Source organism: Xanthomonas campestris pv. phormiicola (assembly GCA_025666215.1).
Classification (GTDB): domain Bacteria; phylum Pseudomonadota; class Gammaproteobacteria; order Xanthomonadales; family Xanthomonadaceae; genus Xanthomonas_A; species Xanthomonas_A campestris_A.
Genome location: CP102593.1, coordinates 2744632 through 2757717, shown reverse-complemented (window position 1 = coordinate 2757717; position 13086 = coordinate 2744632). Strand labels below are relative to the sequence as shown.

The window sequence follows — 13086 nt, the reverse complement described above, 5'->3', positions numbered from 1 at the left end:
TGCGGGACCGAAGGATTCGAGGCCGATGCGGCGACTTGGTTCACGACAGCAGCGCGGCCGCCAGGCCCAGCGGCGGTGCGGCCAGCGCCAGCGGCACGATGGCGCCGGGCCGGTACGGCAGCAGGCCGTAGGTCAGCAGCGCGGCGCTGGCGCTGAGCGTGCCCAGCCACAGCACCGGGCCGATGGTCCAGCCCAGCGCTGTCACGCTGCACGCGAACGCCGCGGCCAGCAGCAGCCAGCCGCCGATGCGCAGCTGGCGCATCCGCGCCGGCGCGGCGCGCTGCGCGCCGTACAGCTCCAGCTGGTGTTTCTCCATCGCCAGGCACAGCGCGACGAAGCCGGAAAAGGCCAGGCCCAGGCCGAGCAGGTTCATGGCGTCTCCAGCGCCGCGGTCGACACGGGCTGCGCCGCCGCCCGTTCGCGTGCGCGGCGTTCGGCCGCCGACAGCGGCGGTTGCCAGCGCTGCATGCGCCGCGCCGCGGCCGCCAGCACGCAACCCAGCCCGAAGCAGACCAGGTCCACCCCGGCCAGCGCCCAATCGCCGGCCGGCACGGTCCTGCCCAGGTGCGCGTCCGTGGTCAACGCATTGAGCACCGGCAGCAGCATGAATAGCGCGGCCCCCAGGGACAGCTGCCAGGCCCACATCGCGCGTCTGGGCCAGACGAAGGCGGCCAGCAGCGCGCTCGCCCAGGCCAGGAAGAACACGGCCGCTTCCTGATCCGGGCGCTCGGCCGCATGCACCGGGATCAGCCGGTTGCCCCAGAAATAGGCGGCGAAGGCGATCGGCAGGCCGGCCACCGTGCCGATGTTCAACGCATCGACCAGGCGCAGGCCGAAACCGATCCGGCCGGCCTTGGCGTGCTTGGGCCGTTCCTTGATCGCCCACAGGATCACGCCGCTGGCCACCATCAGGCAGCCGAGCAGGCCGGAGCCGAAGAACAGCCAGCGCAGTCCGGACCCGGCGAAGTGCGCCAGGTGCAGGCCGTACAGCGTGCTGCGGGTCTGCGCGGCCGCGCCGGGGTTGCCGCTGCGCGCCAGGACCTGTCCGCTGCCGGCATCCAGCAGCAGCGACGGCGGATCGTAGGCCAGGCGCCGGCCTTCGCCCTGGCGGATCTCGATCACCGCCGCCGCATCGCCCGGGTTGTACAGCGAGAACCCGGCGATCGGCGCCTGCGCGCCCCATTCGGCGCGGGCCACGTCCAGCAGGCGCGCGATCGGCAGGCGCGCGCCCGGCTGGCCGCTGGCTTCGCGGGGATTGGCCGGCTGCGAGAACGCTTCGGCGTAGAAGGCTTCTTCGGCGTTCGGATAGGCGACCTTGATGCCCCACGGCAGGTACATCAGCATCAGCGTGACCAGCCCGGTGTAGGTGATCATCGCGTGGTAGGGCAGGGCCAGCACCGCGCTGACGTTGTGGAAGTCCAGCCACGAGCGCTGGCCCTTGGCCGGGCGGAAGGTGAAGAAGTCCTTGAAGATCTTCTTGTGGGTGATGACCCCGCTGACGATCGCCACCAGCATGAACATGGCGCAGAAGCCGACGATGTAGCGCGCCCACAGCACCGGGATGTAGTGCAGGTCGAAGTGCAGGCGATAGAAGAACTCGCCGCCGCGGGTGTCGCGCGCGCTGCTGGCCTGGCCGCTGAGCGGATCCAGCAAGGCGTCGCCGAACATCTGTCTGCGGCTCTGCCGGCTGCCGTCGGCCGGCGGTGGATTGCGCCAGAACAGTTGCGTGAACGAGGAGCGTGCGCCCGGCAGCGACACCGTCCATTGCGGCGACTGCGGCGCCTGCCGCTCCAGCAACGCGACCGCGCGCGCGGCGACGGTATCGGTGCCCAGCTGCGCGCTCGGCAGCTCCGGGCGCATCCAGCGGCTGATCTCGTCGCGGAAATAGCTGGCGGTGCCGGCCATGAAGATCAGCAGCAGCACCCAGCCGACCAGCAGCCCGGTCCAGGTGTGCAGCCAGGCCATCGACTGGCGGAATCCCTGCTTCATGGCGCGTGCTGCGGCAGCCAGGCGATGGCCAGGGCCATCGGCGCCAGCACCGCGACGATCCCCAGCCAGGCGCGGGCGGCGCTGCGCGCGGCGAACGCCCACAACGCGGTGCAGGCGCAGACCAGGATGCCCAGCATCATGCCGCTGAGCACGGCCTGCGCGCGCAGGCTTGGCCACAGCAAGGGCAGCAGCGCGGAGGTCGCCGCGGCCAGCGCATAGCCGCCGAAGATCGCCGCCAGGCTGCGCGTCAGCACGCCCAGCCAGGGCGGCAATGGACGCCGCGAGGCGGCGGGCGGGCGCGGGGCGCGTGGATCGCGCAGCGGGGCGGGCGCAACTGGATGCATGGAAGCCTGTCGGGAGAGGCACCGGCTTGGCATCGGGCTAGGCAGGAGCGTGGCGGCGATGAATCCTGCCGAACGAGTTAATGATACGCATTCCCGTATTTGCTGCGCAATGCTCCGCCAGGGCGAGCAGCGCAACGTCCGCCCGGGCGTTGGCCGGCTGATCGGCGGCCATGGTGATCGAACCTTCCTGCGGTACCTGGTGCCGTGGCCGCAGCCAGCAGACGCGGCATTCCAGGCCACGGCGCCGGCAAGCGTCTCGAGGCGAATGTGCCGGCCTCTAAGCGCCAGCGACGGCGGTAGCGGCCATTGCTGCAGGTTGCGCGGACACCGCCGCGGCAGCTGTGGGATAGGGCTGGGTTTGCAGCATCCATCGAACGCCTGGCAATCGAACGCCTGGCATGAACTGGAATCAGGCCCGGCTGCTCACTTGGCAACACAGCGTGACGGGCCGATCCATACCCGGCGCGCACTGTAATCGAGCGTGATGCGCATGGCGTGGAGCATGTCCACGCCGATGTTGAACGCGTGCCCGTTGGCGTATCCGGCATCGTCGAACACCGGCAGGTCGACGACGCGCGCCACGACGTTGCGCTGGGTCGATCCCGCAAAGCGCACTGTGCCGATCGGGCCGATGCGCGAAGGGATGGGCGTCTGGACGGCACCACGCGCGGGCGGGCCGTCGCGGAACGCGCTCGAGCCGGGATCGATCCGTGCGGCGTTGGCGAAGGTGGTGTTGATCATGGACGAGCGGGCGCCGCTGTCGAGCGTCGCCACGCCGGCCACGCCGTTGACAGTGACCGGCAATGTCAATTGCTTGCCGTTTCTGATCGAACCCGCCTCGATCAGGGTCGCGCTGCCTCCGGCGAGCCGTGCCGCCTGCATGCTGCGCGGCAGCAGCGCGACGGTCTCGCAGCCCGTGTCCATCACCGTCAGGCGCTCCATCAGCAGATCGGCGCCGACGCCGTGTCCATCACCGTCAGGCGCTCCATCAGCAGATCGGCGCCGACGATTCCCGCGATCTTCACACCGTCGGTCCGGTCGGGAAGGGTGTCCACGTCGAGATGATGGATCGCCCTGCCGTCCAGCGAGAGCGACTCTAGCCGCGTCGTCGTTTCCTCTACATCCCCGGTCGCGCCGCTGATGGTCGCGGTCTTGCCGGAGGGCAGACGCTGTTGCGACGCGAACCAGGCATAGACCGCGCTGGTGTCGGCGCCGGTGTCGAGCATGAAGTTGTAGGGGCCCTTGCCGTTGACGAACACGGGGACCAGCAGGTGCCCGGTGATGCCCGGCGTCATCGCGACCTTCGCCGTCGCGTCGCGCGGCCAGAGGCAGGTCGCGATCAACGCGGTCAACACCAGGCCGCAGACGCCGAGCTTGCTTGCCGTCGGCCTGATTGGATAGACGCGCTTGTTCGGGCTGTTCGGGGAAACCGGCATGGGGTGCTGCACAGTGCGGCTCGCTCTCTCGTTGAACGATGAAGGGTAGCGCGGGCGGCATCTGGATGCCGGGACCGTGCGACAGATCGCGCCAGCAATGGCGCGTCAGCGCGCCGCGGCGGGCGCTGCATCAGGCGCTGCGGCCATCGCCTCGGCGGCGGCGATCTTTTGCGTCACTGCCTCGCGCAGCGGCGACGCATCGGGCAGCAGGCCGAGCAGGTGCCGCCAGTGCGCCGCGGCGTTGGCGTAGCGGTGCTGCTGGAATTCGCCGATCCCCAGCATCCACAGGGCACGCTGGTTGTCCGGCTGCTGCGCGAGCACGCGCTCGAGCATGCCGTGCGCGGTGCTGCCGACGGCGAAGTCGCGCCGCCCGGCCATGTCCGCCTCGACCCAGCCGAGCATCGCCTCGCTGTTGTCCGGCTCGATCCGCAGCGCCTGCGCGTAGGCGTCGCGTGCCTCGCCGCTGCGCTTCGCCTGCACTGCCGCCGCGGCCTGGTCCAGCCATTGCTGCAGTGCCCGCTGCGCCACGCCCGGATCGGGCGCGGGTGCGGCCTGCACGGGAACGCCGGCGAGCGCGGCCGGGTCGCCGACCAGCAGGTACAGGCCGGCACTGGCCAGCGGCAGCGTCGCCGCCAGCAGCGCCGCGGCGGTCAGCCGCCGCCTGCGTGCGCCCGGATGCCGGCGCAGCAGCGGCCATAGCAAGGCGCTCAATGCGACGGCCACCATCAACGTGGCGGCGATGCAGAAGCCGGCGCTCACCATTGTTCTTCCGGCTCCTGTTGCGCAGGGACTTGCGCTGCGGCAGCCCGGCGCCGCAGCGTGGCCACGACCAGGGCCGCGCCACCGAGCAGGAACAGCAGCGGACCGAACCACAGCAGCCAGGTGTCGGGCGCCAGCGGCGGGTCGTAGAGCACGAACCGGGAATAGCGATCGACCATGTACTGCCTGATCTGCGCATCGCTGCGGCCGGCCTGCAATTGCGCGAACACCTGGTGGCGCAGGTCGCGCGCCAGCGTCGCGTTGGAGTCGGCCAGGTTCTCGTTCTGGCAGACCAGGCAGCGCAATTGCGCGGTCAGGTGCTGGAAACGCTGCTCCTGCTGCCGATCCCGGAACGGCAGCGGATCCACCGCCTGCGCCGCCGCCGGCAGCGCATGGGCGAGCAGCAGCAACAGCAGCAGTTGCCAGGGCATGGCCCATTGCCGGCTGCACCGATTGCGCGGGTCCGCTCCGCTCATCGTCGTGCTCCCTCCAGCGCGGCGATCGCCGGGCGCAGTTCATCGGCGATCACCGCAGCGGTCAGCACGCCGACATGCTTGTAGCGGATCACCCCCTGGGCGTCGATCAGGAAGGTCTCGGGGGCGCCGTAGACACCGAAGTCGATCGCGCGCTGTCCGTCCTGATCGACCACCACCAGCGCATACGGATTGCCGCGCTGCGCGAGCCAGGCGCGCGCGTCGCGCGGGTCGTCCTTGTAGGCGTAGCCGATCAGTGCGACGCCGAGGTCGTTGGCGTGCGCCAGCAGCACAGGATGCTCCTCGCCGCAGGCCAGGCACCAGCTGCCGAACACGTTGAGCAGGTACGGGCGGCCGCGCAATTCGGCGCTGCCGGCGCGTTGCGCGGGATCGTCCAGGCGCGGCAGCGAGAACGCCGGCGCCGGTTTGCCGATCAGCGGCGAGGGCACCTCGCGCGGGTCGTGCGCGCGGCTCCAGTAGATGCCGAAACCGAACAGCGCGGCCAGCAGCAGGAAACCGAGCAGGGGCAGCAGCCGGCTCATGGCGGTATCGCCGATGCGGTCGTGGCGACCGGCGCGGCAAGCTCGGCGCCGGGTGCGACCGGGTGCGGCGCACGCAGCCGGCGCGCGCAGGCGCTGACGAAACCGCCCAGCATCATCAGCAGGCCGCCCAGCCAGATCCAGCGGATGAAGGGTTTGTAGTACAGGCGCAGGGTCCAGGCGTTCTCGATGTGCTGGTCGTCCATCGGCTCGCCCAGCGCGACGTACAGATCGCGGACGACGCCGGCATCGATCGCCGCCTCGGTCTGGATCCGCTCGCTGGAATACAGGCGCTTCTGCGGATGCAGCACCGCCACCGCCGCACCGTCGCGGCTCACCGTCAGCGTGCCTTGCTCGGCCTTCCAGTTGGGGCCGTCGAGCATGCGCACGCCGTCGAAGCGGAACGCGTAGCCGCCGATCTGTTCGCTTTGCCCGGGCGCCAGGCGCACGTCGCGCTCGATCGACAGGCTGTCCGACAGCAGCACGCCGGCCACGAACACCGCCACGCCGGCATGGGCCAGCAGCATGCCGGCCAGCTCAGCGGGGAAGCGGCGGCCGCGCGGCGCGTCGCGCAGGCGTTTGCAGGCATACAGCGCGGTGCCGACGCCGATCCACACCGCGGCGGCGACGCCGGCGACCGCGCGTGCCGACCCTTCGGTCAGCACGAAGGCGAGCAGCGCGCAGGCCAGTGCGGCCAGGCCGGCGCGCGCGGCCACCGCCTGCAGCGCGCCCGCCTCGGTCCGGCCCCAGCGCAGATACGGGCCGAACGGCAGCAGCAGCACCACCGGCAGCATCAGCAGCGGGAACAGCAGGCCGAAGTAGGGCGGGCCGACCGACACCTTGCCCAGCTTCAGCGCATCGCCGAGCAGCGGGAACAGCGTGCCCAGCAGCACCATCGCCGCGGCCACGGTCAGCATCAGGTTGCCGACCAGGATCGCGGTTTCCCGCGACAGCGCCGCGAACGGCTTGCCGGCGGCCAGCCGCGGCGCGCGCAGCGCGTACAGCAGCAGCGCGCCGCCGACCGCCACGATCAGGAAGCCGAGGATGTACAGGCCGCGGCGCGGGTCGGCGGCGAAGGCGTGCACCGAGGTCAGCACGCCCGAGCGCACCAGGAAGGTGCCCAGCAAGGACAGCGAGAACGCCAGGATCGACAGCAGCAGGGTCCAGGCGCCGAGCGCGCCGCGCTTCTCGGTGACCGCCTGGGTGTGGATCAGCGCCGCGCCGACCAGCCACGGCATGAAGCTGGCGTTCTCCACCGGATCCCAGAACCACCAGCCGCCCCAGCCCAGTTCGGCATACGCCCACCAGCTGCCGGCGACGATGCCGGCGGTGAGGAAGCCCCAGGCGACGTTGGTCCACGGCCGCGCCCAGCGCACCCAGGCCTGCTGCTGTTCGCCGCCGAGCAGGGCGGCGATGGCGAAGGCGAAGGCGACCGAGAAGCCGACGTAGCCGGTGTAGAGCACCGGCGGGTGCAACACCATGCCCGGATCCTGCAGCACCGGGTTGAGTTCGTTGCCGTCCAGCGGCATCGGCGACAGCCGCGCGAACGGATTGGAGGTGAACAGCACGAACGCCAGGAAGCCGGCGGCGATCAGGCCGAGCACGCCCAGCACGCGCGCGGCGAACGCCTCCGGCAGGTGCCGGCTGCTGCGCGCCAGCAGCAGCGTCCACAGATCAAGGATGGCGATCCACAGCAGCAGCGAGCCTTCGTGCGCGCCCCATACCGCGGCCAGCCGGTAGTACCAGGGCTGCGCCAGGTTGGCGTTGGCGGCCACGTAGCGCACCGAGAAATCCAGGCGCAGCAGCGCATGGGCGAGCAGGGCGAAGGCCAGCCAGGCGAACAGCGCCTGCGCATACGCAGCGGGCCGCGCCACCGCCATCAGCGCGCCATCGCCGCGCCAGGCGCCGAGCAGCGGCAGCAGCCCCTGTGCCAGCGCCAGCAGCAGGGCCAGGATCAGCGCGAGCTGGGCCAGTTCCGCGGTCATTGCAGCCGTGCGCCCGAGCGCGGCCGGCGCAGCGCGGCGCGGCACTGCGGTGCCCGCGTCATGGCGGCGCCGACCTGGCGGGCGATGCAGAAATCGACGCGGAAACCGCTGCCGCGGTACGCCCGGCGTGGGCCTGCGCCATCGCGTCCTTGAGTTCCTGCGGCATGTAGGTCTCGTCGTGCTTGGCCAGCACCTCGGTGGCGACGAAAGCGGCGCCGTGCAGCGAACCGGTGGCGATCACCGCTTGGTTGTCGCGGAACAGGTCGGGCAGGATCCCGGTGTAGGCGACCGCGGTGGCGCCGGACTTGTCGATCACGGTGAACTCCACCCGCAGCGAATCGGCGCTGCGCCGGATCGAGCCGGCCTTGACCATGCCGCCGAGGCGGAACACGCGGTAGCCGTCGGCCTGGCCGGCCTGCACCTGGCTGGGCGTGAACAGGTAGCTGATGTTGTGCTGCAGGGCCAGCACGAACAGGCCGGTGGCGAGCGCGGCGGCGCCCAGCACCAGCAGTACGATCAGCAGGCGGCGCTTACGGGTGGGATTCATCGGCGCTACCGGGCAAGCGGGAAGAAGAGGCGCCGCGCTGGCGCCGCGCCTGTTCGCGCAGCAACTGGGCGCGCGTGTCGGCGAGCAGGCGCCGCTGCCGCCAGCGCGGCAGCAGCGTGTCCAGCAGCAGGACCAGCAGGAACAGCGCATAGGCGGTCCACACGTAGGCCGCGTAGCCGCCCATCGCCCAGAACCCGCTCATGCCGCGTGCTCCGCCGCCAGGCGCGCTTCCGGCAGCGGCGCCGGCGCGTGTGCGGCCAGGGCGAGCGCCCGCACCCAGCCCTTGCCGCGCTCCAGCGCCAGCAGGTCGGTGCGCATGCGGCCGAGCAGGCTGGCCAGGTAATAGCACTTGCTCGCCAGCACCGCGGTCAGCAGCGGCCACAGCATCGCCAGCGGCATCTTCGACGGACCCAGCACGCGCACGGTCGAGCCCTGGTGCAGGGTGTTCCACCAGACCACGGAGAAATGCACGATCGGCAGGTTGATCAGCCCGACCAGCGCCAGCAGCGCGGCGGCGCGCGCGCCCTGGCGCGGATCCTCGATCGCGCGGTACAGGCCGATCACGCCCAGGTACAGGAACAGCAGCACCAGTTCCGAGGTCAGCCGCGCGTCCCAGGTCCACCAGGCGCCCCACATCGGCTTGCCCCACAGCGAGCCGGTGCACAGGGTGATGAAGGTGAACGCCGCGCCGATCGAGGCGCAGGCCATGCACGCCACTTCGGCGAGCTTCAGCCGCCACACCAGGGCGACGAAGCCGGCCGCGCCCATCGCGGCATACACGAACAGGCTCATCCAGGCGCTGGGCACGTGGATGAAGATGATCCGGTAGGCGTCGTGTTGCTGGTAGTCCGGCGGCGCCAGCACCAGGCCGCCGTAGAACGCGACCGCGCCAAGCAGCAGCGCCGCGCCCAGCGCCCACGGGCGGATCGTGCCGGCGATGCGGTAGAACGTCGGCGGCGAGCCGAGCCGGTGCAGCCACTGCGGAATCCACTTGGCCATGGCCGCCGCGCTCAGCGCGCCGTGGTGGCGGTGCGCGGCAGCGCCTGCACCGCGGCGGCGGCATCCACCTGCAGCAGGCCGTCGCGTTGCCGGCTGGTCCGGCGCAGCAGCTCGTGCACGCTGCGCGCATCCAGCTGCGGCGCCAGCGACAGCAGCAACGCGACCACGCCGCTGACGTGGGCGGTGGCCATCGACGAGCCGGAAGTGAAATCGTAGGCGCCGTTGGGCTGGGTGGTGAGAATGTCCTCGCCGGGCGCGCTGAGCACGCCCGGCGGCGACGGGGTGGCGCTGCTGCTGCGTACCACGATCACGCCCGGGGTGCCGTCGGGAAAGCCGTCCAGGCGGCCGTCCGGCGGCATCGCCGCGACCACGATGCGGCCCTGCCGCAGCAACTGCTCGAGCAGCTTGCGCAGCAGCGGATCGGCCGGCCCGCCCAGGCTCAGGTTGATGATGCGCGTGCGGGTGTCGCCGATCGCGACCAGCGCCTTGGCCAGGGTGAAGGAATTGCAGCCGGCGCCGGCGCCGGCGCGCTGCGGGTACCAGCAGGCCTTGTACACGTCGAGCATGGCCTTGGGCGCCATGCCGACGATGCCCAGATGGTTGTTGCTGCCGGCGGCGATGATCCCGGCGACCTCGGTGCCGTGGTGGTCGCGGTTGAACGCGGCAGGATCGGCGGCGACCAGGTCGCGCACGTCGCGCAGGCGGCCCTGCAGGTCCGGATGCGCGGTGTCCACGCCGGTATCGACGATGGCCACGGTCACGCCCTGGCCCTGGCTCAGCGCCTGTGCGGCGGCGGCATTGGTGGCGACGAAGCCGCGCTGCATGTCCACGTAGGGATCGTTGTAGTGCAGCGGCGGCGTCGGCGTGGCCGGCGGCGCCGGGTCGGCATAGGTGGCGAAGTCCTGCAACGGTTGCGACAGGGCGACGCGTTCGTCCTTGGCCAGCGCCGCGAGCAGTGCGTCGCGTTGCACCCCCGGTGCCGGCTCCAGCACCACGCAGTACAGGCCGAGCGGCTTGATCGGCCAGCCGGTCACCGCGCGCAGGCCATAGCGGCGGGTCAACGCATCGAGCATGCCGGCGGCCTGGGCGCCTGCGCCGTAGTAGCTGGAGGAGGCGTAGCCGATCAGGTTGGAGCCGGCGTGGCGGCCCGGCGCGGCCATCGGATTGGCCACGGCGAGCACGATCTGGCGCTGGCTGTCCAGCGTCGGCGAGGCGTCCAGGGTCGGTGTCTTCGCGGTTGCCGCCGCCGCAGCAGCAGGTGTGGCGGCAGCGTTGCGCCGGTCATGGGCGCAAGCGCCGAGCACTAGACAGGCGAAGAGCAGGCCGGCGCGAGAAAGGCTCATGGTGCGGAAATCGGCTCCGCCAGGCGGATGCCGGGCGTCGCACGCAACTGCTGCACGCTGCGCTGCGGCTGCGCCGGCGAGCCGGCCTGGACCGGCACCACGGTGTAGGCGCCAGCGCCGTTGGGGCCGCCGACCACGCGCAGCTGCAGCTTACGCAGCAGGGCGTCCCAGTCGGCCAGGGACATGTGCGCATCCGGCACCACGCGGATCGCGTCGGCGGCCAGCGGCTGCGCGGTATCGCTGAGGGTGCGGTAGCTGGCGCTCTGGTCGCTGGCGGACAGCCTGGCCCCGAGCACGCCCAGGCCCACCGCCTGCAGCAGCGCCGCGGCGACCAGCGCCCGCGTGGTCCAGCTGGAGCGCACGCGCGCCGGCTGGCGCTGCGGCTCGGGCGCGTCGAGGCGGCCGAGCAGGCGCTGCAGCCCGGCCTCGGCGTCCACCGGCACGTCGCTGGGCAGCGACATCGCCAGGCGCAGCCGGCTCTGCTGCGCGAACTCGGCGCTGCAGAAGCTGCACTTGGCCAGGTGCGCGATCAGCCAGTCGTGCTGTTCTTCCGTGGCGCTGGACTGCAGCACCCACGGCATCAGTTCCCAGGCGTGCGAGCACTCGTTGCCCGGCTCGTTGAAGCCTGTCTTCATGACACGCTCTCCGTCAGAGGGGAAGCGCCGCCGGCCAATCCGGGCAGCACGTTGCGCAGCTTGACCCGCGCATGGAACAGCCGCGCCTTGATCGTGCCCACCGGGCACTGCATGATCGCCGCGACGTCTTCCAGCTTGTGGCCCAGGCCGTAGACCAGTTCGACCACCAGGCGCTGGTCGGCCGACAGCCGCTCCAGGCCCTTGCCCAGCCAGTCGCGCAGTTCGCGGTCCTCGTCCGGGTCGGTGGCGGCGAAGTGGTCTTCGGCGGTCACCCCGTCCTCGATCGCCTCGTCGCTGTGGTGGCGGATCGCCTTGAGCCCGCAGCGGTAGGCGATGCCCATGATCCAGGTCGAGACCTGCGAATCGCCGCGGAAGTCGCCGGCCTTCTGCCAGGCGATCCAGAAGCAGTCGTTGATCGCTTCCTCGATGATGTCCGGGCGCCGGGTCAGCCGCGACAGGAACCGGCACAACCGCCCGTGGTAGTTGCGGTACAGGGTGGCCAGCGCGTCGCGGTCGCCGCCGGCCATGCGCCGGAGCAGCACGCGGTCGGTGGCATCGCCAAGGGGATCGGTTTCGTTCATGAAGGCATGGACTCGCAACGGACGTCGGTCTGTGCCGGTTCGGCGGGCAAAAGGTTGCGTGGGACTCAGAAGGACCGCGACACGGTGATCACCCAAGGCCAGGGGGGCTTGGCATGCCAGGCGTAGCCGCCGCGCGCGCCGCTGAATTCCCGGTCGATCTCGGCCGTCCACGAGCCGGCGTTCCACAGCAGCCCGGCGTGGCCGTAGCGGTAGTGCTCGGCGCTGCCCAGGCCGTACAGGGCGGACGGCGCCTGGCTGATGCCGACGCCGGCGGACAGCGCCAGGTGCGCCGGCAAGGCCTGGTGCACGCTCAGGTCGGCCGCCTTGTACCAGCGGCCGCGGTCGCCGCTGTCGGGCAGCTGGAACGCGGCCACCGAGAAGCTCAGCAGGTCCCGGTACGACCAGCCCAGGCTGGCTTCGTTGCGATTGAGCAGTTTCTCGACCCGATTGGCGGGGTAGACGTAGTACAGCAGGCCAGCCTGCATCTGCCAGTTGTCCGACAGCGTCCAGTTGCGCGAGGCCTCGGCCGTGACCAGGCGCAGCTCCCCGGGTTTGCGCAGCAAGCTGCTGGCGGACACGCTCAGCGACCAGCCCGGTGCCGGGAGCCAATACGCGGCGCCCTGCACGGTGGATGTGGCCGGAGTCACCGCCACGCCGCGATCGACCAGCTGCGAACTCAGCCCCAGCGCACCGCCCACGCGCGCGGCGACGGCGTCGGCACCCGGCAACCACACCGCCAGCGCCAACGCGACGCTGCCCAGCGGACCCCAGCGGCTGCGCTGGCGGGGGCAGGCCTGCGCGCGCCGCTGCAACGGCGCGCGCAGGCGCCTGCACCATGCGCAACGGCGCGCGCAGGCGCAGGCCGAAGGCGCTCGGGCGTGCGCGGGGGCAGGAGCGGGGGGGGGCGCTGAGATGACGGGCAACGTCGGTCCGGGGTCAGGGGGAGGGCGCAGGCCAGGCAGGCGCGAGCGCTCGGGGCCGTCTGTATACCCGACGAACCCGTTTGCCCGCACTACCGGGCGATCGCTTTAGTGCAGGCCATTCAGGTAGGCGATCAATTCCTCGAGCTGCTTGCTGTCGTCCAGTCCGTCGTACTTCATGTTGCCGCCTGCCAGCGCCTTGCCGGACGGTTGCGCCAGGTAGCTGCGCAGCTTGTCGTCGGTCCAGATCCATTGGCTTTTCTTCATCGCCTCCGAGTAGTGGTAGTCCGGCACGCTGCCGGCACTGCGTCCGACCACGCCGAACAGGGTCGGGCCCTTCTTGTTCTTGCCCGGCGCCGCGCTATGGCATTCGGCGCATTCGGTGGCGAACACGCCGGCGCCGGGCAGGCCGCCGCCGGCATGCGCGGCCGGCGCGAGCACGGCGCCGAGCGGCAGCAGGCTGGCCATCAGGGTGCACCACAGGGGAACTGCGTTGGCTGGTTTCATGACGATCCGTACGTGGGGGAAAGGGAGGC

Annotated in this window: 17 protein-coding genes; all 17 read right to left on the bottom strand. The window is 71.4% G+C overall.

Going from position 1 to position 13086, the window contains the following annotated elements; translation table 11 throughout:
- Positions 1 to 40: 40 nt before the first annotated feature.
- The 17 genes from NRY95_11395 to NRY95_11315 all read right to left on the bottom strand — a co-directional run bounded on the left by NRY95_11395 (position 41) and on the right by NRY95_11315 (position 13057).
- The gene (locus NRY95_11395; protein UYC14364.1) at positions 41 to 373 is read right to left on the bottom strand and encodes a DUF3325 domain-containing protein; all 333 of its coding nucleotides are present in this window, start codon (positions 371 to 373) and stop codon (positions 41 to 43) included.
- A complete protein-coding gene (locus tag NRY95_11390) occupies positions 370 to 1989 on the bottom strand; it encodes a PepSY domain-containing protein (GenBank protein ID UYC14363.1) in 1620 nt (539 codons plus the stop codon). Before NRY95_11390 ends, NRY95_11395 begins: the two co-directional genes overlap by 4 nt.
- Complete coding sequence (locus NRY95_11385) at positions 1986 to 2333, bottom strand: DUF3649 domain-containing protein (GenBank protein UYC14362.1); 348 nt, start codon at positions 2331 to 2333, stop codon at positions 1986 to 1988. Before NRY95_11385 ends, NRY95_11390 begins: the two co-directional genes overlap by 4 nt.
- 423 nt (positions 2334 to 2756) lie before the next feature.
- Positions 2757 to 3275 (bottom strand): retropepsin-like domain-containing protein, encoded by a 519-nt coding sequence (locus NRY95_11380; protein ID UYC14361.1) that lies wholly within the window; start codon positions 3273 to 3275, stop codon positions 2757 to 2759.
- Positions 3275 to 3769 carry a retroviral-like aspartic protease family protein gene (locus tag NRY95_11375; GenBank protein ID UYC14360.1) on the bottom strand — a complete coding sequence of 165 codons (495 nt, stop codon included), beginning with the start codon at positions 3767 to 3769 and terminating at the stop codon, positions 3275 to 3277. The genes NRY95_11380 and NRY95_11375 overlap by 1 nt, the downstream gene beginning before the upstream one ends.
- A 105-nt stretch (positions 3770 to 3874) precedes the next feature.
- Positions 3875 to 4531: a cytochrome C biogenesis protein gene (locus NRY95_11370; protein ID UYC14359.1), complete on the bottom strand. Its 657-nt coding sequence runs from the start codon at positions 4529 to 4531 to the stop codon at positions 3875 to 3877.
- The gene (locus NRY95_11365; GenBank protein ID UYC14358.1) at positions 4525 to 5004 is read right to left on the bottom strand and encodes a cytochrome c-type biogenesis protein CcmH; all 480 of its coding nucleotides are present in this window, start codon (positions 5002 to 5004) and stop codon (positions 4525 to 4527) included. Before NRY95_11365 ends, NRY95_11370 begins: the two co-directional genes overlap by 7 nt.
- Positions 5001 to 5543: a DsbE family thiol:disulfide interchange protein gene (locus NRY95_11360; GenBank protein ID UYC14357.1), complete on the bottom strand. Its 543-nt coding sequence runs from the start codon at positions 5541 to 5543 to the stop codon at positions 5001 to 5003. The genes NRY95_11365 and NRY95_11360 overlap by 4 nt, the downstream gene beginning before the upstream one ends.
- Positions 5540 to 7525 (bottom strand): heme lyase CcmF/NrfE family subunit, encoded by a 1986-nt coding sequence (locus NRY95_11355; GenBank protein ID UYC14356.1) that lies wholly within the window; start codon positions 7523 to 7525, stop codon positions 5540 to 5542. Before NRY95_11355 ends, NRY95_11360 begins: the two co-directional genes overlap by 4 nt.
- Positions 7526 to 7583: 58 nt before the next feature.
- Positions 7584 to 8072, bottom strand: a complete 489-nt coding sequence (ccmE, locus tag NRY95_11350) for a cytochrome c maturation protein CcmE (GenBank protein UYC14355.1) — start codon at positions 8070 to 8072, stop codon at positions 7584 to 7586.
- The gene (gene ccmD, locus NRY95_11345) at positions 8056 to 8274 is read right to left on the bottom strand and encodes a heme exporter protein CcmD (GenBank protein UYC14354.1); all 219 of its coding nucleotides are present in this window, start codon (positions 8272 to 8274) and stop codon (positions 8056 to 8058) included. Before ccmD ends, ccmE begins: the two co-directional genes overlap by 17 nt.
- Positions 8271 to 9071: a heme ABC transporter permease gene (locus tag NRY95_11340; protein ID UYC14353.1), complete on the bottom strand. Its 801-nt coding sequence runs from the start codon at positions 9069 to 9071 to the stop codon at positions 8271 to 8273. Before NRY95_11340 ends, ccmD begins: the two co-directional genes overlap by 4 nt.
- Before the next feature lie 11 nt (positions 9072 to 9082).
- Positions 9083 to 10414 carry a S8 family serine peptidase gene (locus NRY95_11335; GenBank protein UYC14352.1) on the bottom strand — a complete coding sequence of 444 codons (1332 nt, stop codon included), beginning with the start codon at positions 10412 to 10414 and terminating at the stop codon, positions 9083 to 9085.
- Positions 10411 to 11049, bottom strand: coding sequence for a zf-HC2 domain-containing protein (locus NRY95_11330; GenBank protein ID UYC14351.1), 639 nt, complete (start codon positions 11047 to 11049; stop codon positions 10411 to 10413). Before NRY95_11330 ends, NRY95_11335 begins: the two co-directional genes overlap by 4 nt.
- The gene (locus NRY95_11325; protein UYC14350.1) at positions 11046 to 11630 is read right to left on the bottom strand and encodes a sigma-70 family RNA polymerase sigma factor; all 585 of its coding nucleotides are present in this window, start codon (positions 11628 to 11630) and stop codon (positions 11046 to 11048) included. The genes NRY95_11330 and NRY95_11325 overlap by 4 nt, the downstream gene beginning before the upstream one ends.
- A gap of 65 nt (positions 11631 to 11695) precedes the next feature.
- Entirely contained in the window at positions 11696 to 12442 is a 747-nt protein-coding gene (locus NRY95_11320) for a hypothetical protein (GenBank protein UYC14349.1), read from the bottom strand.
- 216 nt (positions 12443 to 12658) lie between these two features.
- The gene (locus NRY95_11315; protein ID UYC14348.1) at positions 12659 to 13057 is read right to left on the bottom strand and encodes a c-type cytochrome; all 399 of its coding nucleotides are present in this window, start codon (positions 13055 to 13057) and stop codon (positions 12659 to 12661) included.
- Between the last annotated feature and the right edge of the window lie 29 nt (positions 13058 to 13086).

What these genes read in the sequence shown, in the direction of transcription:
- NRY95_11335 (UYC14352.1), bottom strand. Translation starts at nt 10,414, where the DNA reads ATGAGCCTTTCTCGCGCCGGCCTGCTCTTCGCCTGTCTAGTGCTCGGC.
- NRY95_11365 (UYC14358.1), bottom strand. Translation starts at nt 5,004, where the DNA reads ATGAGCGGAGCGGACCCGCGCAATCGGTGCAGCCGGCAATGGGCCATG.
- ccmE (UYC14355.1), bottom strand. Translation starts at nt 8,072, where the DNA reads ATGAATCCCACCCGTAAGCGCCGCCTGCTGATCGTACTGCTGGTGCTG.
- NRY95_11390 (UYC14363.1), bottom strand. Translation starts at nt 1,989, where the DNA reads ATGAAGCAGGGATTCCGCCAGTCGATGGCCTGGCTGCACACCTGGACC.
- NRY95_11375 (UYC14360.1), bottom strand. Translation starts at nt 3,769, where the DNA reads ATGCCGGTTTCCCCGAACAGCCCGAACAAGCGCGTCTATCCAATCAGG.
- NRY95_11315 (UYC14348.1), bottom strand. Translation starts at nt 13,057, where the DNA reads ATGAAACCAGCCAACGCAGTTCCCCTGTGGTGCACCCTGATGGCCAGC.
- NRY95_11330 (UYC14351.1), bottom strand. Translation starts at nt 11,049, where the DNA reads ATGAAGACAGGCTTCAACGAGCCGGGCAACGAGTGCTCGCACGCCTGG.
- ccmD (UYC14354.1), bottom strand. Translation starts at nt 8,274, where the DNA reads ATGAGCGGGTTCTGGGCGATGGGCGGCTACGCGGCCTACGTGTGGACC.
- NRY95_11385 (UYC14362.1), bottom strand. Translation starts at nt 2,333, where the DNA reads ATGCATCCAGTTGCGCCCGCCCCGCTGCGCGATCCACGCGCCCCGCGC.
- NRY95_11380 (UYC14361.1), bottom strand. Translation starts at nt 3,275, where the DNA reads ATGGAGCGCCTGACGGTGATGGACACGGGCTGCGAGACCGTCGCGCTG.
- NRY95_11370 (UYC14359.1), bottom strand. Translation starts at nt 4,531, where the DNA reads ATGGTGAGCGCCGGCTTCTGCATCGCCGCCACGTTGATGGTGGCCGTC.
- NRY95_11395 (UYC14364.1), bottom strand. Translation starts at nt 373, where the DNA reads ATGAACCTGCTCGGCCTGGGCCTGGCCTTTTCCGGCTTCGTCGCGCTG.
- NRY95_11325 (UYC14350.1), bottom strand. Translation starts at nt 11,630, where the DNA reads ATGAACGAAACCGATCCCCTTGGCGATGCCACCGACCGCGTGCTGCTC.
- NRY95_11340 (UYC14353.1), bottom strand. Translation starts at nt 9,071, where the DNA reads ATGGCCAAGTGGATTCCGCAGTGGCTGCACCGGCTCGGCTCGCCGCCG.
- NRY95_11360 (UYC14357.1), bottom strand. Translation starts at nt 5,543, where the DNA reads ATGAGCCGGCTGCTGCCCCTGCTCGGTTTCCTGCTGCTGGCCGCGCTG.
- NRY95_11355 (UYC14356.1), bottom strand. Translation starts at nt 7,525, where the DNA reads ATGACCGCGGAACTGGCCCAGCTCGCGCTGATCCTGGCCCTGCTGCTG.